The sequence below is a fragment of the Bradyrhizobium sp. UNPF46 genome (assembly GCF_006658625.1).
GTDB classification, from domain to species: domain Bacteria; phylum Pseudomonadota; class Alphaproteobacteria; order Rhizobiales; family Xanthobacteraceae; genus Bradyrhizobium; species Bradyrhizobium nitroreducens.
The window spans coordinates 117,295-140,507 of sequence record NZ_LFJB01000031.1 but is presented as its reverse complement, the minus strand read 5'-3'; the positions used below and the strand labels follow the sequence as shown (position 1 = coordinate 140,507).

Here is a 23,213-nt window from a genome sequence, read left to right as displayed (position 1 = left end):
GAGAGGCGGGCGAAAGGCCCGCCTCTCTTTGCTTGTCCGGATGGCTGTGCCGGCGCCGCGTTCGGCGTCGCACAACAACTGCCGCAAAATAGCACTTGGCTACCGGTGCCTCTTCACGCGATTCTCAAAAGAAAAATTGGACGGGAATTGATTCGCGGGGACGTGGGACATGCTGGATGCCATCCAGATCAGCTTGGCGCTTTGGGCTATGATTGTTTGTGGGGGGATCAAGATGGGGCAGGTGATGCACTGCCTGCTTTAGCTCACGATCCCGGCGGCAAGCCTTGCTCGGGAAAGCGCCTTGCTCGTGACCAGGCCAGTTGCCTTGCGTCAAGCCACGAGCCAGTTGAAGAACGCCAGCGCGCCCCAGACCAGGCCGGTAAGCCAGGCCAGCATCACGATGCCGATGGTCCCGAGATAGGCAATTCCCAGCAGATCGATTCTCAGAATGATCCTTGGCCGTCGCGTCGGGACGTTTGCTGAGGCTGCTGCTTGTTGTGCCATGACGGAAACCAACCATCGATGCGATCGCGCTCCCTGACGCGTCGAGACATGGTCTAACCGAGATGCCAGGCCAACACTGTGACGCCATTCACAGATTGGCTGAATGCGGCCAGCCTCACGGCTTCGTCATTGTTGCATGCTTGTAGTGAGGGTGGTGCCGCGGGGGGCAGGCGTCACCCCGCAATCATACGGACGAAATTGCCATTCCCTTGTCCAGATGGCGGGCTAGGGTCCGCCGCATGTGTACCAAGTACGATCCACAGCGTGAGGCCGAGGCCGCAATGAAGCAGGCCGCGGCATCGGAAGGCGCCGACCGGCAGCGCCTGATCCAGCTCGCTTTGGCCTGGCACGAACTGGCTCGCGACCGGCGCAATGAGCAGACGGACTGAAAACCTTCTCCAAGACAATTGGCGGCACGGCTTAGCCCGGCCTGCATGAGAAGAAAGCCCCGTGCTCGGGGGACAAGCACGGGGCCTTTCAAAGCCGATCGGGGCTGGCTGATCGGCACCACTCGATTTCATGCCAACAACGCACCGGTCGCGATCCCGTTCCGCTCGGATGAGCGGGCGTTGCGCGGGGCGGCGCGCTTCGATCGCGCTGACATAGGAACCTCCGTTCCCTTCGGGGCGTTGGTCGGCCATGACCGACCCCGAGTTACGCGCACAGTCTTTCGAGATTGCCTGGAAATATCTCGACCGCTCGGGTCTGCTGACGGGCGAGCCCAGGGAGTCAGCCCGCTTCATCCTGAACAGGATAGATCGCATGATGCTGCGAGGAGAGCGGCGCAGACTGCTGCTGTCGAACGCTGCGATCGACGCGTACCGGTTACGGCCGGTGCTCGTGACGGTCAGCGCCTGAACAAATTGGATGGATGAAACGCGACATTAAGAAAAGCGTCGTGCTGATTTCTCCGGTTGCGATTCGTGCTGTGCGAACGAAGCGGAGTCGGACCGTGAACAAACGAAAGGCCCCCAAGGGGCCTCGCTTGTCAGATAGCCCGGAAGGACGACTTGATCAGTCGACCGCCAGGCAATGCTCCACAACGGGCTTTTCGTGGGTTTCGTTGTTGGCGTGGCTGGGACGCGCCCACTCCTGAACGGCGAAGGCAAGATGATGCTGGCCCATGGCCGCACCGACGATGGAGGCTTGAGCCACCTTGATCGGCTTGGTGACCACACTGGTGTTCACCACGCCCGCGTCGATTGCCAGATACGACATCGCACCGATCGCCACCACGGAGGCGATCGCCATTCTCGTCAATTCGGATTGCTGCATCAAGAAACCTGTCGGGCGCAATTCGCCCGCCGCATAGATAGGGCTGATCGGCGCCGGTCAAAGGCCGGCGTATGGTTACCCACGCGTTCGTGAAGGCGGTTGATCGGCGAATGCGACTGGCGATCCCGGCAGGAATCGAACCTGCAACCCTCAGAGTAGAAATCTGATGCTCTATCCAGTTGAGCTACGGGACCGTCTTTTGCCGCCCGGTTTGGGGGCCGGCTGGTCATCTATCATGCCAATAGGAAAAATATCGTCTTTCGCCAAGCCTGAACCGAACCGTTTTGCTTAATGCAGCGACAAAGCGAGACGGTGGCATGTCAGGGTGCCGGGTTGAGCGGCAGCGGACTGGACGATGGATCACATCGCCGGGAACGCTGGCCAGCTTCCGGGATGTGGCCGCCGGTCGACGGGTCGGGTATTGCTGCGCCATCAGGACGGCGTGCGCGGCGGTATCTTGATCGGTCTCCTCTGGGCTTGCCTTTCCATGGCGAATGCGACGATTTGCACCTTTGGTTCCATCGCCTTGAGTCCGTCACCTTTCCGCGCATTTCATGCTGCCTGCGGGCGGCTGTCCGCGATTTCCGGGAGTCCATCATGATCGGTCTTGTTCGCGCCGTCACAATCTGCGCCGCGCTGGCGCTCGGCCTCAGCTCAGCGCAAGCTGCCGACAAGGCGTTCAAGCGCGACGATCTCGCCGATTCCGCGATCAAGCTGGAAGCGCAGATCAAGAGCGAGGCGGGGCCGGTCGCCAAGACCAACGCGACCCTGAAGACGGACGCCGACGCCGCGTTCCGGCGCAATGATTTCCGCACCGGCCTGTCGGTGCTCGGCCAGATCGCGGCGACCACGCCGGAGGATACCGGCAACTGGCTGCGGCTGGCGAAGGTCATCTTCCAGATCTCGCCGAAGAGCTCGAGCGAGCAAACCTTCCTGCTGGAGCGCGCCTCGACCGCGGCCTACATCGCCTACCAGCGTGCCGGCAATCCGGGCGAGGAGGCCGAGGCGCTCGCCGTGCTCGGCAAGTCGCTGGCCGAACGCAAGCTGTGGCGGCCGGCGCTGGATGCGCTGCGGCTGTCGCTCGACATGCGCGAGGTCGCCGACGTCCGCGGCCAATACGAGAAGATGCGCGATGAGCACGGCTTCCGGCTGCTCGATTACACCGTGGACTCGGATTCGGCGAGCCCGCGGGCCTGCTTCCAGTTCTCGGAGGAATTGGCCAAACGCACCGACTTTGCGCCATTCCTGGCGCTGGCGGGCCAGGACAAGCCGGCGCTCTCGGCCGAGGGCAAGCAGCTCTGCGTCGACGGGCTGAAGCATGGCGAGCGCTACAACATCAATTTGCGCGCCGGCCTGCCGTCCACAGTAAAGGAGGGGCTGCCGAAATCGGCCGAGTTCAACATCTATGTGCGCGACCGCAAGCCGTTCGTGCGCTTCACCAGCCGCGCCTATGTGCTGCCCCGGACCGGCCAGCGCGGCATTCCCGTGGTCAGCGTCAACACGCCCGCGGTCAACATCAACGTGTTCCGGATCGGCGACCGCAACCTGATCAACACGGTGGTCGACAGCGACTTCCAGAAGACGCTGTCGAAATACCAGCTCAGCGATCTCGGCGACGAGCGCGGCGTCAAGGTCTGGACCGGCGAGCTCGCCACCGCGATGACGCTGAATCAGGACGTCACCACGGCATTCCCGGTCGACCAGGCGCTCGGCGAGCTTCAGCCCGGCGTCTACGTGATGACGGCTGCCGCCAAGGGCCCGGGCTCGGACGACGAGTACCAGCTCGCGACGCAATGGTTCATCGTCTCCGATCTCGGCGTCACCGCCTATTCCGGCAATGACGGCATCCACGTGTTCGTCAATTCGCTGGCCTCGACCGATCCGGTCGGCAAGGCCGAGGTGCGGCTGGTTGCCCGCAACAACGAGATTCTGGCAACCCGCAAGACCGATGATTCCGGCCATGTGCTGTTCGAGGCGGGCCTTGCGCGCGGCGAGGGCGGCCTGTCGCCGGCGATGCTGACGGTCACCGGCGAGAAGGCCGATTATGCCTTCCTCAGCCTGAAGACCTCCGCCTTCGACCTGTCCGACCGCGGCGTCTCCGGCCGCGCAGTGCCTGCGGGCGCCGATGCCTTCGTCTATGCCGAGCGCGGCGTCTATCGCTCCAGCGAGACCGTCTACCTCACCGCCCTCCTGCGCGACGGGCAGGGCAACGCCGTGACCGGCGGCCCGATGACCCTGGTGATCGAGCGCCCCGACGGCGTCGAATTCCGCCGCGCCGTGCTGTCCGACCAGGGCGCCGGCGGTCGCACGCTGGCCGTGCCGCTCAATTCGGCCGTGCCGACGGGGACGTGGCGGGTACGTGCCTTCACCGACCCGAAGGGCGCTTCGGTCGGCGAGACCACCTTCATGGTCGAGGATTACGTCCCTGACAGGATCGAATTCGACTTGTCCGCCAAGGACAAGCTGATCAAAGCTAACGCTCCTGTGGAGCTTAAGGCGGACGGCCATTTCCTCTATGGCGCGCCGGCCTCGGGTCTTGCACTCGAAGGCGACATGCTGATCGCGCCCGCGACTGAGCGTCCCGGCTTTGCCGGCTACCAGTTCGGCGTCGCCGACGAGGAGACCAACTCGAACGAGCGCACGCCGCTGGAAAACTTGCCCGAGGCCGACGCCAATGGCGTCGCGACCTTCCCGGTGACGCTGGACAAGCAGCCGACCTCGACCCGTCCGCAGGAGGCGCAGATCTTCGTCCGCATGGTCGAGACCGGCGGCCGCGCCGTCGAGCGCAAGATCGTGCTGCCGGTCGCGCCCAGCGTGGCGCAGATCGGCATCAAGCCGCTGTTCGGCGACAAGAACGTCGCCGAGGGCGACAAGGCCGAGTTCGACGTCGTGTTCGTCTCGCCCGAGGGCGAGAAGCTGCGCCGCGACGGCCTGCGCTACGAGCTCCTGAAGATGGAGTCGCGCTATCAATGGTATCGTCAGAACAATTACTGGGAGTACGAGCCGGTCAAGTCGACCTCGCGCGTCGCCGACGGTGACGTGACCATTGCCGCCGACAAGCCGGCGCGGATTTCGCTGAGCCCCCAACCCGGCCGCTACCGGCTCGATGTGAAGTCGAACGACGCCGATGGCCCCGTGACCTCGGTGCAGTTCGACGTCGGCTGGTATTCCGACGGCAGCGCCGACACGCCGGACCTGCTGGAGACCTCGATCGACAAGCCGCAATATGCTTCCGGCGACACCATGACGGTGTCGGTCAACGTCCGCAGTGCCGGCAAGCTCACCATCAACGTGCTCGGCGACCGCTTGCTGACGACGCAGACCATCGACGTCAAGGAAGGCACCGCGCAGGTGAAGCTCCCGGTCGGCAAGGACTGGGGCACCGGCGCTTACGTGGTGGCGACGCTGCGCCGGCCGCTCGATGCGGCGGCCCAGCGCATGCCGGGCCGCGCGATCGGCCTGAAATGGTTCGGCATCGACAAGCAGACCCGCACCTTGCAGGTGAAGCTGTCCCCGCCGCCGCTGGTCCGTCCGAATTCGACGCTGAAGATCCCGGTCAAGCTCGAAGGGCTCAATCCGGGCGAGGACGCCAAGATCGTCATTGCCGCGGTCGACGTCGGCATTCTCAATCTCACCAACTACAAGCCGCCGGCGCCGGACGATTATTATCTTGGCCAGCGCCGCCTGAGCGCGGAGATCCGCGACCTCTATGGGCAATTGATCGACGGCATGTCCGGCACGCGCGGCCAGATCAAGTCCGGCGGCGACGCCGGGGCCGCCGAGCTGCAGGGCTCGCCGCCCACGCAAAAGCCGCTCGCGCTCTACTCGGGCATCGTCACGGTCGGCGCCGACGGCACAGCCGAGGTGGACTTCGACATGCCGGAGTTCGCCGGCACGGCGCGGGTGATGGCGGTGGCGTGGACCGCGACCAAGCTCGGCCGCGCCAACACGGATGTCGTGATCCGCGACCCCGTGGTGCTGACCACGACCCTGCCGCGCTTCCTGCTCAATGGCGACCACGGCACGGTCAACCTCGAGATCGACAATGTCGAAGGCCAGGCCGGCGATTACGTCATCAACGTGAAGACGGGCGGGCCGGTGAAGATGACCGGCAACCCCGCGACCACGGTCAAGCTCGCCGCCAAGCAGCGCAACTCGTTCTCGCTTGCGGTCGATGCGACCGCAGCGGGGCAGGCGACGCTCGACGTCGACATCAAGGGGCCGAACGGCCTGACGCTGGCGCGGCACTACGCGTTCGACGTCAAGGCGGCGACGCAGGTGCTGGCGCGGCGCTCGATCCGGACGCTGGCGAAGGGCGAGAGCCTGACGCTGACCTCGGACATGTTCTCCGACCTCGTAGCGGGCACCGGCAGCGTTTCGGTCTCGGCGAGCCTGTCGACTGCGCTCGATGCCGCGACCATCCTCAAAGCGCTCGACCGCTACCCCTATGGCTGCTCTGAGCAGATCACGAGCCGCGCGATGCCGCTGCTCTATGTCAACGAGCTCGCGGCGGGCGCGCATCTGGCCATGGACACCGAGGTCGACCAGCGCATCCGCGACGCGATCGAGCGGCTCCTGGCGCGTCAGGGCTCGAACGGGTCGTTCGGCCTGTGGTCGGCGGGCGGCGACGACGCCTGGCTCGATGCCTATGTGACGGACTTCCTCACCCGCGCCCGCGAAAAGGGCTTTGCGGTGCCGGACGTGCTGTTCAAGAACGCACTCGACCGCGTCAGAAACTCCGTCGTCAACGGCAACGAGCCGGAGAAGGACGGCGGGCGCGATCTCGCCTACGGCCTCTACGTGCTCGCCCGCAACGGCGCGGCGCCGATCGGCGATCTCCGCTATCTCGCCGACACCAAGCTGAACAACCTCGCGACCCCGATCGCGAAGTCGCAGCTTGCCGCGGCGCTCGCTCTGGTCGGCGACCGCAACCGTGCCGAGCGGGTCTACGGCGCCGCGCTCGACAGCCTCGCGCCAAAGCCGATGCTGGAGTTCGGCCGCACCGACTACGGCTCGCAGCTCCGCGATGCCGCGGCTCTGGTCTCGCTCGCCAGCGAGGGCAACGCGCCGAAGGCGACGCTGACGCAAGCGGTGAGCCGGGTCGAGACCGCGCGTGGGCTCACCCCCTACACCTCCACGCAGGAGAATGCGTGGCTGGTGCTGGCGGCGCGGGCGCTGGCCAAGGAGAACCTCTCCATGGAAGTGGACGGCCAACCGGTCAAGACTGCGCTCTATCGCAGCTACAAGGCCGCGACGCTGGATGGCAAGCCGCTGAAGATCACCAACACCGGCGATGCGCCGGTGCAGGCGGTGGTCTCGGTGTCGGGCTCGCCGGTGACGCCGGAGCCGGCGGCATCGAACGGCTTCAAGATCGAGCGCAACTACTTCACGCTCGACGGCAAGCCCGCCGACATCAGCAAGGTCAAGCAGAACCAGCGCTTTGCGGTGGTGCTGAAGATCACCGAGGCCAAGCCCGAGTACGGCCACATCATGGTGTCCGACTATCTGCCGGCCGGCCTCGAGATCGACAACCCGAAGCTGGTTTCGTCCGGCGACAGCGGCACGCTGGACTGGATCGAGGATGGCGAGGAGCCTGAAAACACCGAGTTCCGCGACGACCGCTTCACCGCGGCCGTCGACCGCGCCTCGGATTCCAAGGCGGTCTTCACCGTCGCCTATGTCGTGCGCGTGGTCTCGCCCGGCAAATACGTGCTGCCGCAGGCCTATGTCGAGGACATGTACAATCCCTCGCGGTACGGACGGACGGGTACGGGAACGATCGAGGTGCGGGCGGCGAAGTGAGTGACATGAGCGAGATCGCGCCCCAAACTCCGTCGTCATGCCCGGGCTCGTCCCGGGCATCCACGGACTTTGCTGCCGCGACGAAGAACGTCGATGGCCGGGACGAGCCCGGCCATGACGGAGCAAGGGGTGGGGGCCTTCGCGTCCTCTCAGCCGCCGCCTTCATCCTCATCCTCGCCATCATCGGCTTCGTCGGCTGGGTCTACTCGCTCGGTCCGCTCCCGCTCGACGAAGCCCGCCAGGTCTCCACCACCATCGTCGACCGCAACGGCAAGCTGCTGCGGGCCTATGCGATGGCCGACGGCCGTTGGCGGCTGCCGGTCGACGCCAAAGCCAACGTCGACCCGACCTATCTGAAGCTGCTGCTCGCTTATGAAGACCAGCGCTTCTATGCCCATGACGGCATCGACCCGCTGGCGCTGGGGCGGGCCGCCTTGCAGCTCGCAACGCGCGGCCACATCGTGTCGGGCGGCTCGACCATCAGCATGCAGCTCGCGCGGTTGATGGAGCCGCGGCGGCAGCGCTCGCTGTACGCAAAACTGCGGCAGATGGTGCGCGCCATCGAGATCGAGCGGACCCTGAGCAAGGAGCAGATCCTCGATCTCTATCTCGCGCTGGCGCCTTACGGCGGCAATCTCGAAGGCATCCGCTCCGCCTCGATCGGCTACCTCGGCAAGGAACCGAAGCGCCTGTCGTTGGCCGAAGCCGCGCTCCTGGTGGCGCTGCCGCAATCGCCGGAGACGCGCCGGCTCGACCGCCATCCCGAGGCCGCGCGCAAGGCGCGCGACCGCGTGCTCGACCGCATGGTCGAGGAGCAAGTGGTCAGCGCAGACGACGCAAAGCTGGCCAAGGCCGTGCCCGTGCCAAAGCTGCGCAAGCCGATGCCGATCCTGGCGCCACATGCGTCCGACACCGCGCTGTCGACGGTGAAGGATAAGCCGGTCATCAAGCTCACGCTCGATGCGAATTTGCAGAAGGTGCTGGAGCCGCTGGCGCGCGACCGCGCCATTGCGCTCGGACCCAACATTTCGGTCGGCATCATCGTGGTCGATAACGAGAGCGGGGATGTGCTCGCCCGCGTCGGTTCAGCCGATTATTTCGACGAGAGCCGGGCAGGGCAGGTCGACATGACCCGCGCGATCCGCTCGCCGGGCTCGACGCTGAAACCTTTCATCTACGGGCTCGCCTTCGAGGACGGCTTTGTTCATCCGGAAAGCCTGATCGACGATCGTCCCGTTCGCTTCGGCTCCTACGCGCCGGAAAATTTCGACATGACCTTCCAGGGCACGGTGCCGGTGAGGAAGGCGCTGCAATTATCCTTGAACGTGCCGGCGATCGTGCTGCTCGACCGCGTCGGCTCGAGCCGGCTGGCCTCGCGGCTGCGCCAGGCCGGCGGCAATCTGGTTCTGCCCAAGGACGAAGCGCCGGGGCTCGCCATGGGTCTCGGCGGCGTCGGCGTGACGCTGCAGGATCTCGCCCAGCTCTACACCGGCTTCGCCCGCCTCGGCACCACCAAGCCTTTGCGCGAGGTCATGGCGGACAAGGACGACCGCGAGCCGCTTCGGCTGCTGGATCAGGTTGCGGCCTGGCAGGTCGGCAACGTGCTTTTGGGCACGCCGCCGCCGGAGAACGCCGCTCACAACCGCATCGCCTTCAAGACCGGCACCTCCTACGGCTATCGTGACGCTTGGTCGGTCGGGTTCGACGGCCGGATGACGATCGGCGTCTGGGTCGGCCGGCCCGACGGCGCGCCGGTTCCCGGCCTGATCGGGCGCGTCGCCGCCGCACCGATCCTGTTCGATGCCTTCGCCCGCACCGGCAAGACGCTGGCTCCCTTGCCGAAGCCGCCGAGGGGAACCCTGGTCGCCAGCAACGCCAAGCTGCCGTTGCCGCTGAAGCGGTTCCGCCCCGTCGGGGAGCTGGTGCGGACCGGCCGCGAGCAGGCGCTGCATATCCAGTTTCCGCTGAACGGCTCGCGGATCGATGTCGATCGCTCCGGGGGGCAGGAGAGTGCAGCGATGCCGGTCAAGGTCGCCGGCGGCGTGCTGCCCATGACCGTCATGGTTAACGGCATCGCGCTTGGCGAGATCGACGGCCGCCGCCAGCGCCTGATCGATCCACCTGGTCCCGGCTTTGCGCGGCTCACCGTGATCGACGCTACGGGCGCCGCGGACACAGTCGTCATTCGAATTCAATGACCTCAGCCTTAACCGGTTGTCGGAATGGCGGTTTCAGCGTAAGCGGAACCGATGGCCGAGACCTATCCCAGCCCCCGTTTTGGAGCGCCCCGCGAGCCGAAATCGCCCGTAAATCCGGGCAGCCGGCTCGTGACCATGCTCGACATCGCCACGGCCAGCCATGCCCGCGCCGTTGCCTTCCTGCTGCTGTGCGCGCTGCTGTTGTTCCTGCCGGGCTTCTTCACGATCCCGCCTGTTGATCGCGACGAGGCGCGGTTCGCCCAGGCCACCAAGCAGATGGTCGAGAGCGGCGACTATGTCGATATCCGCTTCCAGGAGGACGTCCGCTACAAGAAGCCTGTCGGCATCTACTGGTTGCAATCGGTTGCGGTTGAAGCTGCCTCGGCGCTGAAGCTGCCGAAGGCTGAATTGCGCATCTGGGTTTACCGGCTGCCGTCGCTGATCGGGGCGATCGGCGCGGTGCTCATGACCTATTGGGCCGCGCTCGGCTTCGTCACGCGGCGCGCCGCGGTGCTGTCCGCACTCCTGATGTGCGCCTCCGTGCTGCTCGGCGTCGAGGCGCGGCTCGCCAAGACCGACGCCATGCTGCTGTTCTGCGTGACAGCCGCCATGGGCGCGATGGCGCGGGCTTACCTCTCCTGGCAGCGCGCCGAGGACGAGACGCATCCGCCCTGGAGCTGGCCCGCGATCTTCTGGACGGCGCTTGCGGTCGGCATCCTGATCAAGGGGCCGCTGATCCTGATGTTCGCAGGGCTGACCATCGTTGCGCTCGCGATCCAGGACCGCGATGCCTCCTGGCTGTGGAAGCTGCGCCCGGTCTGGGGCCTGATGTGGATGCTGGTGCTGGTGCTGCCCTGGTTCGTCGCGATCTTCTGGCGCGCGGGCGATGCCTTCTTTGCGGACTCCGTCGGCGGCGACATGCTGAGCAAGTTAGGCGCCCAGGAATCCCACGGCGCGCCGCCCGGCATGTATCTGGCGCTGTTCTGGATCACGTTCTGGCCGGGCGCGCCGCTCGCGGCGATGGCGGCGCCCGCGGTGTGGCGGGCGCGGCGCGAGCCCGGTGCACAGTTCCTGCTCGCCTGGCTGATCCCGTCATGGATCGTGTTCGAGGCGGTGCTGACCAAGCTGCCGCATTACGTGCTGCCGCTCTATCCGGCCATCGCCATTCTCACCGCCGGCGCGGTGGAGCGGCGCGTGCTGTCGCGCTCCTGGCTGATGCGCGGTTCGGCCTGGTGGTTCGCAATTCCGGCGGCCGCCTCGATCATCGCGGTGGTCGGCGCGGTGATGTTGACGCGGCAGCCGGCCTTCGTGGCCTGGCCGTTCATCGCGGCCTCGCTGATCTTCGGCCTGTTCGCGTGGTGGCTCTACGACAACAACCGCGCCGAGCGCTCGCTGCTCAACGCGCTGGTCGCCGCGCTGATGCTGGCGGTGACGGTGTACGGCATCGTGCTGCCGTCGCTGACGCCGCTATTCCCAAGCATCGAGGTCGCACGCGCGCTTCGCAACGTCACCTGCGTCGGGCCGAAGGCGGCTGCTGCCGGCTATCACGAGCCGAGCCTCGTGTTCCTGACGGGCACGCAGACGCTGCTCACCGACGGCTCGGGCGCGGCGGATTTCCTGCGGCAGGGAAGCTGCCGCTTCGCACTGGTCGAGCAGCGCTCGGAGCGCAGCTTCGTGCAGCGCGCCGAGGCGATCGGGCTGCGCTACAAGGTCGGCACCCGCATCGAGGGCTACAATTTCTCGCAGGGACGCGCGATCTCGATCTCGATCTTCCGGTCGGAAGGCACCGAGTAGAATGTCGGCCTTGAGCAGACCCGCCCCGCGTCCGGGCTATCCTGCGCAATTGCTCGCCGTGTCGCGCCGCGCGCTGGCGCAGCTGCTTCGCACGCCCTCGCATTCGCGCCGCGCCGAGGCCGCCCGAAAGCTGGCGCGGCATTCACTGTGGCTCAGCGCGGCGGGTGCGGCCCTCGTCATCGTGCTGATGGTCGCCTTCGACCAGACCGAGATCCAGCTGATGCCGGCGCGCGGCACGCCGAGCCTGTGGCCGATCCGCATCCTCACCGATTTCGGCAAGGACGAGTATCTGCTCATCGCGCTGGGAGCTGCGCTTGTGGTGCTGGCGCTCGTTGCGGCAGGGCTGCACGGCACACGGCGCGCGCTGCTGCTCGGGCTCGGCACGCGGCTGCAGTTCGTGTTTCTGTCGATTGCCGTATCGGCATTCGTTGCCGAGATCTTGAAATATGTCATCGGCCGCGGACGTCCGTTCGTCGGTGGCAAGCCCAATCCGTTCAACTTCGTACCGTTCGAGGGATCCGGGGCCTATGCCAGTCTGCCGTCGGGCCATGCCGTGGCAGCGTTCGCCCTGGCGTTTGCGGTATCGGCATTGTGGCCGCGCCTGCGCGTGTTCATGTTCACTTACGCAATCGTGATCTTGCTGACGCGGCTGGTGCTGGTTGCGCATCACCCGAGCGACGTCGTGGCCGGCGCCCTGGTCGGCATGGTCGGCGCCATGGCGGTCCGCTACTGGTTCGCGGCTAGGCGGCTCGGCTTTGCCATCCGTGCCGACGGCACCATCGTGCCGCTTCCGGGCGCGGTCTCGGGCCGCCTCAAAAGGGTTGCCCACGGGGCATCCGCCCCATAAAAGCGGCTGCCTGCCGGGGCCCTTGGTTCCCCAGGGGCAGGCCAATGCCAACCACGAGCCTTGATTTGTCGACGTCCCAGCCGGTTTCCCCGCCTTCGGTTTCCATCGTCGTTCCCGTGCGCAACGAAGCCGACAACATCGCGCCGCTGATCGCGGAGATCGACGCGGCACTCGATGGGCGCTGGGCTTATGAGATCATCTACGTCAACGACGGCTCGACCGATGCAACCGGCGAACGGCTTGCGGCCATCATGGCGCAGCGGAGCAATCTGCGTCAGCTCCGCCATGCCCGATCGGGCGGCCAATCCGCGGCCGTGCGCAGCGGCGTGCGCGCCGCGCGCGGGGTGATCGTGGCGACCCTCGACGGCGACGGCCAGAACAATCCGGCCTTTCTGCCCGACCTGATCTCCGCGGTCGAGAAGGGAGCAGGGCGCGTCGGCCTCGCAGCGGGGCAGCGTGTGGGACGCAAGGACACCGGCTTCAAGAAATTCCAGTCGCGCGTGGCGAACGGCGTCCGTAACGCCATCCTGAAGGACGGCACGCGGGATACCGGCTGCGGGCTGAAGGCATTCCGGCGCGAGGTCTTCCTGATGATGCCCTATTTCGACGGGCTGCATCGCTTCCTGCCGGCGCTGGTCCGCCGCGAAGGCTACGACATCGCCTATGTCGACGTGATCGACCGGCCGCGCCATTCCGGCGTCTCGAACTACGGCTTCTTCGACCGGCTGTGGATCGGAATCATGGATCTTGTCGGCGTGTGGTGGCTGATCCGCCGCAAGAAGCCGACGCCAGAAGTGACCGAGGTGAACGCATGATCATCCAATACGGTCAGGCGCTGAGCAACTATCTCTACGACGTCTTCGTCGCCAAGTTCGATTTCTGGCTGGCATTCGGCCTCGTCGCGCAGCTGTTCTTCACGGCGCGCTTCCTGGTGCAGTGGATCGCGAGCGAGCGCGCCGGCAACAGCGTGGTGCCGATGGCTTTCTGGTTCTGCTCGATGGGCGGCGGCCTGATGACGCTGGTCTACGGCGTCGTGAAGCGCGAGCCGGTCATCATCCTCGGACAATCGCTGGCGACGGTGATCTACATCCGCAACATCATGCTGATCCTCAAGAACCGCGGCAAGGCCTCGAAGACGCTGGATCGTTGAGCCGCGGTAGCAAAACGCAGGCCTCCCAAGATCCTCTCGAACCTGCTCCAAGAATGATGCTTGCCATTTAAAGACCGATCGGTTCATATATAGGCATGCACCAGCAATCCCGAGTGCAATTGCCCCGCGGGCGGCCCCGAGCTTTCGACGTGGAGGCTGCGGTCGAGCGTGCGATGGATGTGTTCTGGTCGCGCGGCTATCACGGCACGGCGCTGCCGGACCTGCTTCGGGCGACGAAACTCTCGCGCGGCAGCCTTTATGCGGCATTCGGCGACAAGCATTCGCTCTTCCTGCGTGCGCTTGATCGCTACATTGCCGATGCCCTGGCGCGGATTGACTTCGAGTTCGACCCGCGCAAAGACCCGGTCGACGGCCTCAGGACTCATCTTGCCGGCTATGTCGAGCGTACCAGCGGGGCCAATGGCCGGCGCGGCTGCCTGTTGGTGGCCACCGCCATGGAACTGGCCGGCAAGGATGCGGAAGTCTGCCGTCGCGTCGCGAGCTTCTTCAAGGCGATGGAGGGCAGGGTGGCGGATGCGCTCTCCCGCGCGAAGGCAGCGGGGAAGCTGGCCGATGGTGTCGAGCCCGCGAGCGCCGCGCGCATTCTCGTTTGCTTCGTCGAAGGGCTGCGAGTGACCGGCAAGACGGCGCCGGCACGGGCCGCGTCGCAAGCGACTGCCGATGCGCTTCTCGATTGCTTCATCAGATGAGCAATTTCATGGACGCGTCCGTTCCTTGGCGCGTCTATATCTGGACTGTTTGGTCTTGAAGGGAGCTGAAAGCGATGTCTGCCATCCAGATCGTCTGCGCCGTCGCCGTTCCCTTGCTCTGGGGCTACCAGTTCGTCGCGATCAAGGTCGGCGTGAGCGAGTTTCCGCCGCTGTTCTTTCTCGCGCTGCGCTTCCTGGTCATCGCCCTGCTGCTGGTACCGTTCGTCGCAAGGCCCACGCGTCAGCAGCTTGGGCCGATCACGGCGATTTCGCTGTTCCTGGGCGGGCTGAACTTCGGACTGTTCTATGTCGGTCTTGGGCTCGGCTCGGGCAGCATGTCGGCCGTTGCCTATCAACTCGCCACGCCCTTCACCGTGCTGCTGGCCTGGCCGCTGCTCGCGGAGAGGCCGTCTCTCGTCACGTCGGGCGGCGTGGTGCTGGCCTTCGTCGGCGTCGTCGTGCTGGCGGCAGGGCCCGGGCTTTCGGGAGATGCGTTGCCGTTGCTGCTCGTGGTCGGGGCAGCATTCGCGTTCGCGGTGTCCAATGTCCTGACGAAGCGTTATGGGCCGTTCGATCCCCTGATGTTGATGGGCTGGTCGTCGTTACTCACCGTCCCGCAAGTCTTGGTGATGTCGTTGCTGCTCGAATACGGGCAGATGGCGAGCCTCGTCACCGCAGACGGACGTGGCTGGCTGGCGCTCGCCTACACGATCTTCATCGGCGGTATCGTCGGGTTCAGCCTGTGGTTCTGGCTGATCGCTCGCTGCTCGATGGGGCGCGTCGCCCCCTTCGGCCTGCTGCTCCCGGTGTTTGCGCTGATGTCGAGCGTGTTGTTCCTGGGCGAGCGCATGACGCCGAAGCTGATCGTCGGCGGGCTGCTTGCGATCTCCGGTGTCGCGCTCACGCAGATCAAGCCGCGCACGCGGCCGGCTTGATTGCCTCAGCGCGGCATTGCCGAGGCCGTGCCAGATGCGGGCACGGCGGCCGTCTCCGCCTCGGTCCGGCGATAAGGCACGCCGGCCGCATCCAGCACGGGGTAGGCGACCGAGCAGATGTGCGAATGGATGCGCCTGAGGTCACGCAGCACGTCGAGATGCAGTGAGGTGGTTTCGATGGTTTCGGGACGGCCCTCGCGCAGGCGATCGAGATGCCGCTCCACCGCGGCGAGCTCGGTGTTGCGCAGCGCCGTCTTCTCCACCAGCAGCTTGCGCGCCTCGTTGGCATCGCCCGACATGAACACGCCGAACGCGATCCGCAGCGAGTCCATCGTGCGCTTGTGGAAGGCAGCGAGCTCGTCGGCCCCTTCCGCCGAGAACTGGAAGCGCCGCTTGATCTTCTTGGTGGCGAGCTCGCTCAGGCTCTTGTCGATGATGTCGCCGATATGCTCGAGGTTGATGGCGAAGGAGATGATCTCCATCGCGCGCCGTCCTTCGCTCTCGTCGAGGCTGCCCCGCATCAGCTGGGTCACGTAAAGCTTGATGGCCTCGTCGAGACCGTCGACGAGATTGTCCATCTTCGAGACCTGGTCGACCAGCGCACGGTCGCCCGTCATCATCGCGGCCATCACCTTGCGCAGCATGACCTCGACGAGATCGCCCATGCGCAGCGTCTCGCGGGCGGCGTCGGCGAGCGCCAGCGACGGTGTTTCCAGCGCGGTCTCGTCGAGATAGCGCGGCCGGGCCGGGTCGGCCTCCTGCACGATCCGGCAAGAGGCGGGTGAGCAGGCGCGACATGGTGTCGAGCAGGCCGATGAAGACGACGGCGGTGCCGACATTGAAGGCGATGTGGAAAGCTGCCGTCATCCTGGCGAGATCGGGCTGCCAGGCATGCATGTGCTCGGCGATGGTGCTCAGGAAGGGCAGGACGAGCGCAATCCCGACGACGCGGTTGACGAGATTGCCGACCGGCAGGCGATAGCTCGCGGGATCGTCGCGCTTGGCGCCCTCGAACACCGGATTGATGGCGCTGCCGAGATTGGCCCCGAGCACCAGCGCCAGCGCCGCGTAGGGCGTGATGAACTGCGAATAGGCCAGCGACATGATCAAGAGCACGCTGGCGACGCTCGAATGCACGGCCCAGGTGACGAGGGCGGCGATGACGATGCACAGGACCGGATCGCCCGTGATGGCCGACATCACGACGCGCACGCCAGGCGCGTTCTCGGCCGGCGCCAGCGTGTCGAGCAGGATGTGCAGCGAGAGCAGCATCAGGCCGAGGCCGATGCAGACGCGGCCGATGTCCTTGATCCGCGAGCGCGGGCCGGAGCGGAACGCGACGAGGCCGAGCACGAAGAGGACCGGCGCAACGGCCGCGATGTTGAACGACAGCACCTGCACGATCAGCGTCGTGCCGACATTGGCCCCGAGCATGATGGCGAGCGCGGCGGCGAGGCTGACAAGACCCTCTGCCGCGAACGAGCTGGTGATCAGGGCGGTCGCCGTGCTGCTCTGGAGCAGGGCGGTGAGCCCGAGGCCGGCGGCGAAGGCGCTGACGCGGTTGCTCAGCGCCTTGCCGAGCAGCCGCCTGAGGTCGGGACCGAAGGCGCGCAGAATCCCGCTGTGGACCATGTGCAGGCCCCACAGCAACAGCGCCACGCCGCCCATCAGATCGAGCAGTACCAACGTTCCCATGCTCCGTGTCCGGACGAGAGTCGATTGGTGAGGCTAGCGCCAAATGCTTGAGGATCAAACCTTTTGTTGGCGCGTCGGCGTTAACGTCTACAGGTGGCTCACGTTCCCCCGGCGCACACGCGCGTCCCCGGGCGCGCGGTGGCGCGTGCGCAGGCGCAATGCCCTGTGAGCAGGCTCACATTGCCGCTTTGAGGGCAGCAAAGCCGCGATCGAGGTCGGCCTTGAGGTCGTCGGTGCTCTCGAGCCCGATGTGCAGGCGCAGGGTCGGGCCACCCGGCGACCACTTGGTCGCCGTGCGATAGGCGTCGCAATCGAAGGGAATCGCAAGGCTCTCGAAGCCGCCCCAGGAGAAGCCCATGCCGAACAGCTTGAGCGTGTTGAGCATGGTGTCGACGGCCTTCTGCGGCGCCGGCTTCAGCACGATGCTGAACAGGCCGGATGCGCCGGTGAAGTCGCGCTTCCAGATGGCGTGACCGGGATCGGTCTCCAGGCCCGGATGCAGCACGCGTGCGACCTCGGGTCTAGCAGCGAGCCAGCGCGCCATGTCGAGGCCGGAGCGATGATGCTGCGCCAGCCGTACCGACAGCGTGCGCAGGCCGCGGAGCGCGAGAAAGACGTCGTCGGGACCGGCGCAGACGCCGAGCAGACGGATGCCTTCGGCGACTGTCGGCCAGGTCTTGGCATTGGCGGAGATGGTGCCGAACATGATGTCGGAATGGCCGCCGATATATTTAGTGGCGGCCTGCATGCTGATGTCGACGCCCTGTTCAAGCGAGCGGTGATAGAGCGGCGTCGCCCAGGTGTTGTCGTCGATGACGAGCGCGCCGCGCGCATGCGCGACGGCGGCGATGGCGCGAATGTCCGGCATCTCGAATGACTGTGAGCCCGGCGCCTCCACCAGCACCGCGCGGGTGTTCGGTTTGAACAGCTTGTCGATGCCGGCGCCGATCAGCGGGTCGAAATAGGTGGTCTCGACGCCGTAGCGGGCGAGCATGCCGTTGCAGAAATTGCGCGAGGGCCGGTAGATGTTGTCGACGACCAGAATGTGGTCGCCCGTCTTCAGGACGGAGAGCAGGGTGGTGGAGATGGCCGACAGCCCCGAGGGGACGATGCCGACGCCGGCGCATTGCGGCCCCTCCAGCGCCATCAGCGTCTCCTGGAACGCCTTGGTGGTGGGGGAACCGTGGCGGCCGTAGGTGAACTCGCCGCGATGGGCGTGCAGGTCCTCGGCGGTCGGATAGAGTACGGTCGAGCCATGGAACACCGGCGGATTGACGAACCCCTTCTGCGCCTTGGTGTCGCGGCCCGAGGTGACCAGGCGGGTTTCGGCGTGCTGCTCTTGGGGGTGCGAGGAATCCATGCGTCTGCTTTCAAAACCGCGTTTGCGCCGGACGCGGAAGGCGCCCTGCAGGCCGGCCGATGGCCGTTGTCGTTAATAACAGAACACAGAAGAGTCCCGTCAACCCCTTGACCCGGCACGCCAGTCGTTCTGTGATGCGCAGGTGCTATTCAGTCGCCGCATGTTGAGGGGCCTGCCGCGACCTTCGATCCATCGTCTGACCGAACCTTGCGCCACAGCCAAAACAAGAGGGCGGGCGCCAGCGGCGGGGATTAAGGTATGGCCTCTCGGGATCGGCGAGTGTTCGGCAAGGTTTTTCAGCATGACTCTTGCAGGGCTGGCGCCCATACGCCTGGCCCGGCAGGGATGATCCTGAGACAACGTTCCTTGAGATGACTTTGAAAGGCCCAAAGCCCATGAAACGCGTAACCCTGGCTCTCACCCTTGCTATCGCCGCCGGCCTCTCCGCCCAAGCCGCCGATGCGCAAACGCTCAAGACCGTCAAGGACCGGGGCATGCTGTCCTGCGGCGTCAGCCAGGGCCTGCCGGGCTTCTCCTCGCCCGACGACAAGGGCAACTGGACCGGCCTCGACGTCGACGTCTGCAAGGCAATCGCCGGCGCGATCTTCAACGATCCGAGCAAGGTCAAGTACGTGCCGCTGTCCGCCAAGGACCGCTTCACCGCGCTGCAATCCGGCGAGATCGACGTGCTCTCGCGCAACACCACCTGGACCATCTCGCGCGATACCTCGCTCGGCGCCAACTTCACCGGCGTGACCTATTATGACGGGCAGGGCTTCATGGTGAAGAAGTCGCTCAAGGTGAATTCGGCGCTCGAGCTCAACAGCGCCTCGGTCTGCGTGCAGACCGGCACCACTACCGAGCAGAATCTCGCCGACTACTTCAAGGCCAACAACATGAAGTACGAGGTGATCGCGTTCGGCACCAACGACGAGACCGTCAAGGCCTATGAAGCCGGGCGCTGCGACGTCTTCACCACCGACCAGTCCGGCCTCTACGCCAACCGCCTGAAGCTCGCCAATCCCAACGACCACATGGTGCTGCCCGAGATCATCTCGAAGGAGCCGCTTGGCCCGATGGTGCGCCATGGCGACGACCAGTGGTTCGACATCGTGAAATGGACGCTGTTCGCGATGCTCACCGCCGAAGAGCTCGGCGTGACCTCGAAGAACGTCGACGAGAAGGCGAAGCTGGAAAATCCCGAATTGAAGCGCGTCCTCGGCACCGACGGCAATTTCGGCGAACAGCTCGGCCTGACCAAGGACTGGGTGGTGCGGATCGTGAAGGCGGTCGGCAATTACGGCGAAGTGTTCGATCGCAATGTCGGCGCGGGCTCGCCGCTCGGCATCAACCGCGGTCTCAACAATCTCTGGAACAAGGGCGGTCTCCAGTACGCGCCGCCGATCCGCTGATCGCCCTGATCCGCTGGCGGCGGCATGAGCACCGAGGCCCGAAAACCGCCGCCCCAGATCGCGCTGAAGATCAGGCGCATTCTGGGCGGCAAGGCAGGCTGGAACGGCGTCGCCGTCCAGCTTGCCTTCGCGGCGATCCTGGGCTGGATCGGCTATGAGATCGTCTCCAATGCCCGCGCCAACCTCGAAAACCAGCATATCGCGGCCGGCTTCGGCTTCCTCAGGAACAATGCCGGCTTCGACGTCAACCAGACCCTGATCTCCTATACCGGGTCGGACACGTTCCTGCGCGTGTTCGTGGTGGGGCTGCTGAACACGCTCGTGGTCTCGGTGGTGGGCATCGTCTTCGCCACGCTGATCGGCTTCATCGTCGCGCTGTGCCGGCTGTCGCCAAACTGGCTGTTGTCGCGTGTCGGCGAGATCTATGTCGAGATCATCCGTAACCTGCCGGTGCTGTTCCAGATCTTGTTCTGGTACCTCGCGGTTCTCGCGGCCTTGCCCAATCCGCGCCAGAGCATCTCACTGCTCGGGATCGCCTTCATCAGCAATCGCGGCCTCGTCATTCCAAGCCCGATCGGCGGCAGCGGCCTGGCGCCATTCCTGGTGGTGCTGGCGTTCGGCATCGTCGCTGCGCTGGTCCTGCGCTTTCATGCCCGGCGCGCGTTGTTTCAGCGGGGGCAGGTGATCCGGATCTGGCCCTATGTGCTGGGTCTGCTCGTTGGCCTGCCGCTCGCCACCATGCTGGTGTTCGGCTTGCCGTTCACCTTCGAGCTTCCCCAGCTCAAGGGTTTCAACTTCGCCGGCGGCTCCCGGATCATCCCGGAATTCGTGGCGCTGACGCTGGCGCTGTCGACCTATACCGCTGCCTTCATCGCCGAGATCGTGCGCGCCGGAATCCTGTCGGTCCACAAGGGGCAGATGGAGGCAGGGGCCTCGCTCGGTCTCAGCCGCGGTGCCACGCTCCGGCTGGTCGTCGTGCCGCAGGCCATGCGCGTCATCGTGCCGCCGTTGACCAACCAGTACCTCAATCTCACCAAGAACTCGTCGCTGGCGGTCGCGATCGGCTATCCCGACCTCGTCTCGGTGTTCGCCGGCACGTCGCTGAGCCAGACCGGGCAGGCGATCGAGATCATCGCCATGACGATGGGCATCTATCTCCTGATCTCGCTGCTCACCAGCGCGATCATGAGCGTCTACGGTTGGCGCGTCAGCCGGAGTCTGGGCGCATGAGCGATATCGCCTCGAGCAGCTTCGTCCGCCGGGACCTTCTCGCCGAGCGTCCCGCGCCGGTGAAGACCACGGGCTTCGTCGGGCTGATGCGCACGCGACTGTTCAACTCGCCGACCAACATCCTGCTCACCGTCCTGGGCGCCCTGCTGCTGTGGTTCACCATCGTTCCCTCGGTCAGGTTCCTGATGGTCGATGCGGTCTGGAGCGGCAAGGACCGCGCGGCATGCCTCACGGAGAATGCCGGCTTTGCGGTCGGCGCCTGCTGGCCCTACATCCAGGCCAAGCTGCCGCAATTGATCTACGGCTTCTATCCCGAGGCCGAGCGCTGGCGGGTCAACCTCACATTCGTCCTCGCGGTGGTCCTGCTGGTGCCGCTGCTCGTGCCGCGTCTGCCGGCGAAGGGACTGAACGCCAGCCTGTTCTTCGTCGCCTTTCCTGTGGTCGCGTTCTTCCTGCTGCACGGCGGCGGCATCAAGGGCTTTGGCCTCAGCTGGACGGCCGGTCTGCTGGAATTGTTCGACGACAGCATCATCGGTGCCGGGCAGGCCCTGCTCGATCTCAGCAAGACGTCGGCCGTCGGACCGCTGTTGTGGGTGGTCGGGAATTTCGTCGTGCTGATCGGCACGGCGATCCATTGGCTGATCCTGCCGCTGACCTGGCTGCGCGATCAGATCCAGGCAGCGGGTCAATCGGTCTGGGCCGATTTCGCCGTCACGGCCGTGATCGTCTCCCTGATCGCCTTCGGCCTCGGCGGCGGCTTGCGCACAGGTTGGCGCGCTCTTGCCTCCAGCATCGTTGCCTTCGTCGCCATCGCCGCCGTGATCAAGCTGATGGGGCTCGATAGCGGCGGCCTGCCGGTCGTGGCGACGAATTTGTGGGGCGGCCTGCTGGTGACGCTGGTGGTCTCCGTCACCGGCATCGTCACCTCGCTGCCGATCGGCATTGCGCTGGCGCTCGGCCGCCGCTCCACCATTCCCCTGATCCGGATCTTCTCGATCGCCTTCATCGAGTTCTGGCGCGGCGTGCCGCTGATCACCGTGCTGTTCTTCGCCACCTACATGCTGCCGCTGTTCCTGCCGGGCAATTTCACCGTCGACGGCCTCGTCCGCGCGCTGATCGGCATCGCGCTGTTCACGGGCGCCTACCAGGCCGAGAACGTCCGCGGCGGGCTTGCTGCGATCCAGCGCGGGCAGGGCGAGGCGGCGGCGGCCCTGGGGCTGTCCTGGTGGAAGACGACCTCGCTGATCGTGCTGCCGCAGGCCCTGCGCCACGTCATTCCGAATCTCGTCAACAGCTTCATCTCGCTGTTCAAGGACACGTCGCTGGTCTCGATCGTGGCGCTGTTCGATCTGCTGGGCTCGCTCAGGGCATCGTTCTCGGACCCGAAATGGTCGACGCCCTCGACCGCGTTCACCGGCTTCGCCTTTGCCGGGATTATCTACTTCATCTTCTGCTTTGGAATGTCGCGCTACTCGCTGTTCGTCGAGCACCGCCTCAACGCCCATCGTCGCAACTGATCGAGGTCCCCATGTCCGACCCCATCGTCAAGATTTCCGGACTCAACAAATGGTACGGCGACTTTCACGTGTTGCGCGACATCGACCTCGATGTCCGCAAGGGCGAGCGCATCGTCATCTGCGGGCCCTCCGGCTCCGGCAAGTCGACGCTGATCCGCTGCATCAACGCGCTCGAGGAATTCCAGGAGGGCGAGATCGTCGTCGACGGCATCGAGCTCGGGCCCAACCTCAAGCATGTCGACGCAGTCCGCCGCGAGGTCGGCATGGTGTTCCAGAGCTTCAACCTGTTTCCGCATCTCACCGTGCTCGACAATTGCACGCTGGCGCCGATCTGGGTGCGCAACATCCCGAAGAAGGATGCCGAGGCGGCGGCGATGAAATTCCTGGAGCGGGTCAAGATCCCGCACCAGGCCAACAAGTTTCCGGGGCAGATGTCCGGCGGCCAGCAGCAGCGCGTCGCGATCGCGCGGGCCCTGACGATGAACCCGAAGGTCATGCTGTTCGACGAGCCGACCTCGGCGCTCGATCCCGAGATGGTCAAGGAGGTGCTGGACACCATGGTGGACCTCGCCGAGGAGGGCATGACCATGCTGGTCGTCACCCACGAGATGGGCTTTGCCCGCGAGGTCGCCAACCGCGTCGTGTTCATGGACGCCGGCCAGATCATCGAGGCCAACACTCCGAACGAATTCTTTGCGGCGCCCCAGCATGCCCGCACGAAACTGTTCCTGAGCCAGATCCTGCGCTGAGCAGCTGCAATCCGGGGGCTACGCCGGCCTGACCG

General features: G+C 65.6%; 16 protein-coding genes, 1 tRNA gene and 1 pseudogene. 13 read left to right on the top strand and 5 right to left on the bottom strand.

The annotated features are described in order from the left end of the window. Positions 1 to 330 precede the first annotated feature (330 nt). Positions 331 to 504 (bottom strand): hypothetical protein, encoded by a 174-nt coding sequence (locus UNPF46_RS37490; protein WP_100177507.1) that lies wholly within the window; start codon positions 502 to 504, stop codon positions 331 to 333. A gap of 639 nt (positions 505 to 1,143) precedes the next feature. On the opposite strand from UNPF46_RS37490, the gene UNPF46_RS14225 reads away from it, so the two are divergent. Next, positions 1,144 to 1,362, top strand: a complete 219-nt coding sequence (locus UNPF46_RS14225; protein WP_100177506.1) for a hypothetical protein — start codon at positions 1,144 to 1,146, stop codon at positions 1,360 to 1,362. Between the two features lie 156 nt (positions 1,363 to 1,518). On the opposite strand, the gene UNPF46_RS14220 is transcribed toward UNPF46_RS14225, so the two are convergent. After that, positions 1,519 to 1,755 (bottom strand): hypothetical protein, encoded by a 237-nt coding sequence (locus tag UNPF46_RS14220; RefSeq protein ID WP_246668650.1) that lies wholly within the window; start codon positions 1,753 to 1,755, stop codon positions 1,519 to 1,521. Positions 1,756 to 1,896: 141 nt separating this feature from the next. Further along, positions 1,897 to 1,973, bottom strand: a tRNA-Arg gene (locus UNPF46_RS14215). Positions 1,974 to 2,376: 403 nt separating this feature from the next. Here UNPF46_RS14215 and UNPF46_RS14210 point away from each other — a divergent pair. The 8 genes from UNPF46_RS14210 (at position 2,377) to UNPF46_RS14175 (ending at position 15,215) form a co-directional block, all read left to right on the top strand. Further along, positions 2,377 to 7,581: an alpha-2-macroglobulin family protein gene (locus tag UNPF46_RS14210; protein WP_142250418.1), complete on the top strand. Its 5,205-nt coding sequence runs from the start codon at positions 2,377 to 2,379 to the stop codon at positions 7,579 to 7,581. A gap of 5 nt (positions 7,582 to 7,586) precedes the next feature. After that, complete coding sequence (gene pbpC, locus UNPF46_RS14205) at positions 7,587 to 9,779, top strand: penicillin-binding protein 1C (RefSeq protein WP_142250417.1); 2,193 nt, start codon at positions 7,587 to 7,589, stop codon at positions 9,777 to 9,779. Positions 9,780 to 9,830: 51 nt separating this feature from the next. After that, positions 9,831 to 11,573, top strand: coding sequence for an ArnT family glycosyltransferase (locus UNPF46_RS14200; protein ID WP_142250416.1), 1,743 nt, complete (start codon positions 9,831 to 9,833; stop codon positions 11,571 to 11,573). A 1-nt stretch (position 11,574) separates the two neighbouring features. After that, complete coding sequence (locus UNPF46_RS14195; protein WP_142250415.1) at positions 11,575 to 12,420, top strand: phosphatase PAP2 family protein; 846 nt, start codon at positions 11,575 to 11,577, stop codon at positions 12,418 to 12,420. A gap of 44 nt (positions 12,421 to 12,464) precedes the next feature. Then, on the top strand, positions 12,465 to 13,235 hold the full coding sequence (locus UNPF46_RS14190) for a glycosyltransferase family 2 protein (protein ID WP_174718955.1): 771 nt from the start codon (positions 12,465 to 12,467) through the stop codon (positions 13,233 to 13,235). Continuing rightward, entirely contained in the window at positions 13,232 to 13,570 is a 339-nt protein-coding gene (locus UNPF46_RS14185; protein ID WP_100177500.1) for a lipid-A-disaccharide synthase N-terminal domain-containing protein, read from the top strand. Before UNPF46_RS14190 ends, UNPF46_RS14185 begins: the two co-directional genes overlap by 4 nt. 149 nt (positions 13,571 to 13,719) lie before the next feature. Then, positions 13,720 to 14,280: a TetR/AcrR family transcriptional regulator gene (locus tag UNPF46_RS14180; RefSeq protein WP_488226045.1), complete on the top strand. Its 561-nt coding sequence runs from the start codon at positions 13,720 to 13,722 to the stop codon at positions 14,278 to 14,280. A gap of 74 nt (positions 14,281 to 14,354) precedes the next feature. Then, positions 14,355 to 15,215, top strand: coding sequence for a DMT family transporter (locus tag UNPF46_RS14175; RefSeq protein WP_100177499.1), 861 nt, complete (start codon positions 14,355 to 14,357; stop codon positions 15,213 to 15,215). Positions 15,216 to 15,220: 5 nt separating this feature from the next. Here UNPF46_RS14175 and UNPF46_RS14170 read toward each other — a convergent pair. After that, positions 15,221 to 16,910 (bottom strand): annotated as a pseudogene (locus UNPF46_RS14170) (Na/Pi cotransporter family protein). A 175-nt stretch (positions 16,911 to 17,085) separates the two neighbouring features. Then, the gene (gene metC, locus UNPF46_RS14165) at positions 17,086 to 18,270 is read right to left on the bottom strand and encodes a cystathionine beta-lyase (RefSeq protein WP_142250414.1); all 1,185 of its coding nucleotides are present in this window, start codon (positions 18,268 to 18,270) and stop codon (positions 17,086 to 17,088) included. A 395-nt stretch (positions 18,271 to 18,665) separates the two neighbouring features. Here metC and UNPF46_RS14160 point away from each other — a divergent pair, with 395 nt between their 5' ends. The 4 genes from UNPF46_RS14160 to UNPF46_RS14145 are packed head-to-tail and all read left to right on the top strand — an operon-like array spanning position 18,666 to position 23,178. Then, on the top strand, positions 18,666 to 19,682 hold the full coding sequence (locus UNPF46_RS14160; RefSeq protein ID WP_100177496.1) for an amino acid ABC transporter substrate-binding protein: 1,017 nt from the start codon (positions 18,666 to 18,668) through the stop codon (positions 19,680 to 19,682). 24 nt (positions 19,683 to 19,706) lie between these two features. Further along, positions 19,707 to 20,912 (top strand): amino acid ABC transporter permease, encoded by a 1,206-nt coding sequence (locus tag UNPF46_RS14155; protein ID WP_142250413.1) that lies wholly within the window; start codon positions 19,707 to 19,709, stop codon positions 20,910 to 20,912. Beyond that, positions 20,909 to 22,429: an amino acid ABC transporter permease gene (locus UNPF46_RS14150; RefSeq protein ID WP_142250412.1), complete on the top strand. Its 1,521-nt coding sequence runs from the start codon at positions 20,909 to 20,911 to the stop codon at positions 22,427 to 22,429. The genes UNPF46_RS14155 and UNPF46_RS14150 overlap by 4 nt, the downstream gene beginning before the upstream one ends. 11 nt (positions 22,430 to 22,440) lie before the next feature. Beyond that, positions 22,441 to 23,178 (top strand): amino acid ABC transporter ATP-binding protein, encoded by a 738-nt coding sequence (locus UNPF46_RS14145; RefSeq protein ID WP_100177493.1) that lies wholly within the window; start codon positions 22,441 to 22,443, stop codon positions 23,176 to 23,178. Positions 23,179 to 23,213: the final 35 nt, after the last annotated feature.

Excerpts from the sequence above, each read along its gene's own strand:
- UNPF46_RS37490 (WP_100177507.1), bottom strand. The coding sequence starts at position 504 with ATGGCACAACAAGCAGCAGCCTCAGCAAACGTCCCGACGCGACGGCCA.
- UNPF46_RS14225 (WP_100177506.1), top strand. The coding sequence starts at position 1,144 with ATGACCGACCCCGAGTTACGCGCACAGTCTTTCGAGATTGCCTGGAAA.
- UNPF46_RS14220 (WP_246668650.1), bottom strand. The coding sequence starts at position 1,755 with ATGGCGATCGCCTCCGTGGTGGCGATCGGTGCGATGTCGTATCTGGCA.
- UNPF46_RS14210 (WP_142250418.1), top strand. The coding sequence starts at position 2,377 with ATGATCGGTCTTGTTCGCGCCGTCACAATCTGCGCCGCGCTGGCGCTC.
- pbpC (WP_142250417.1), top strand. The coding sequence starts at position 7,587 with ATGAGCGAGATCGCGCCCCAAACTCCGTCGTCATGCCCGGGCTCGTCC.
- UNPF46_RS14200 (WP_142250416.1), top strand. The coding sequence starts at position 9,831 with ATGGCCGAGACCTATCCCAGCCCCCGTTTTGGAGCGCCCCGCGAGCCG.
- UNPF46_RS14195 (WP_142250415.1), top strand. The coding sequence starts at position 11,575 with ATGTCGGCCTTGAGCAGACCCGCCCCGCGTCCGGGCTATCCTGCGCAA.
- UNPF46_RS14190 (WP_174718955.1), top strand. The coding sequence starts at position 12,465 with ATGCCAACCACGAGCCTTGATTTGTCGACGTCCCAGCCGGTTTCCCCG.
- UNPF46_RS14185 (WP_100177500.1), top strand. The coding sequence starts at position 13,232 with ATGATCATCCAATACGGTCAGGCGCTGAGCAACTATCTCTACGACGTC.
- UNPF46_RS14175 (WP_100177499.1), top strand. The coding sequence starts at position 14,355 with ATGTCTGCCATCCAGATCGTCTGCGCCGTCGCCGTTCCCTTGCTCTGG.
- metC (WP_142250414.1), bottom strand. The coding sequence starts at position 18,270 with ATGGATTCCTCGCACCCCCAAGAGCAGCACGCCGAAACCCGCCTGGTC.
- UNPF46_RS14160 (WP_100177496.1), top strand. The coding sequence starts at position 18,666 with ATGAAACGCGTAACCCTGGCTCTCACCCTTGCTATCGCCGCCGGCCTC.
- UNPF46_RS14155 (WP_142250413.1), top strand. The coding sequence starts at position 19,707 with ATGAGCACCGAGGCCCGAAAACCGCCGCCCCAGATCGCGCTGAAGATC.
- UNPF46_RS14150 (WP_142250412.1), top strand. The coding sequence starts at position 20,909 with ATGAGCGATATCGCCTCGAGCAGCTTCGTCCGCCGGGACCTTCTCGCC.
- UNPF46_RS14145 (WP_100177493.1), top strand. The coding sequence starts at position 22,441 with ATGTCCGACCCCATCGTCAAGATTTCCGGACTCAACAAATGGTACGGC.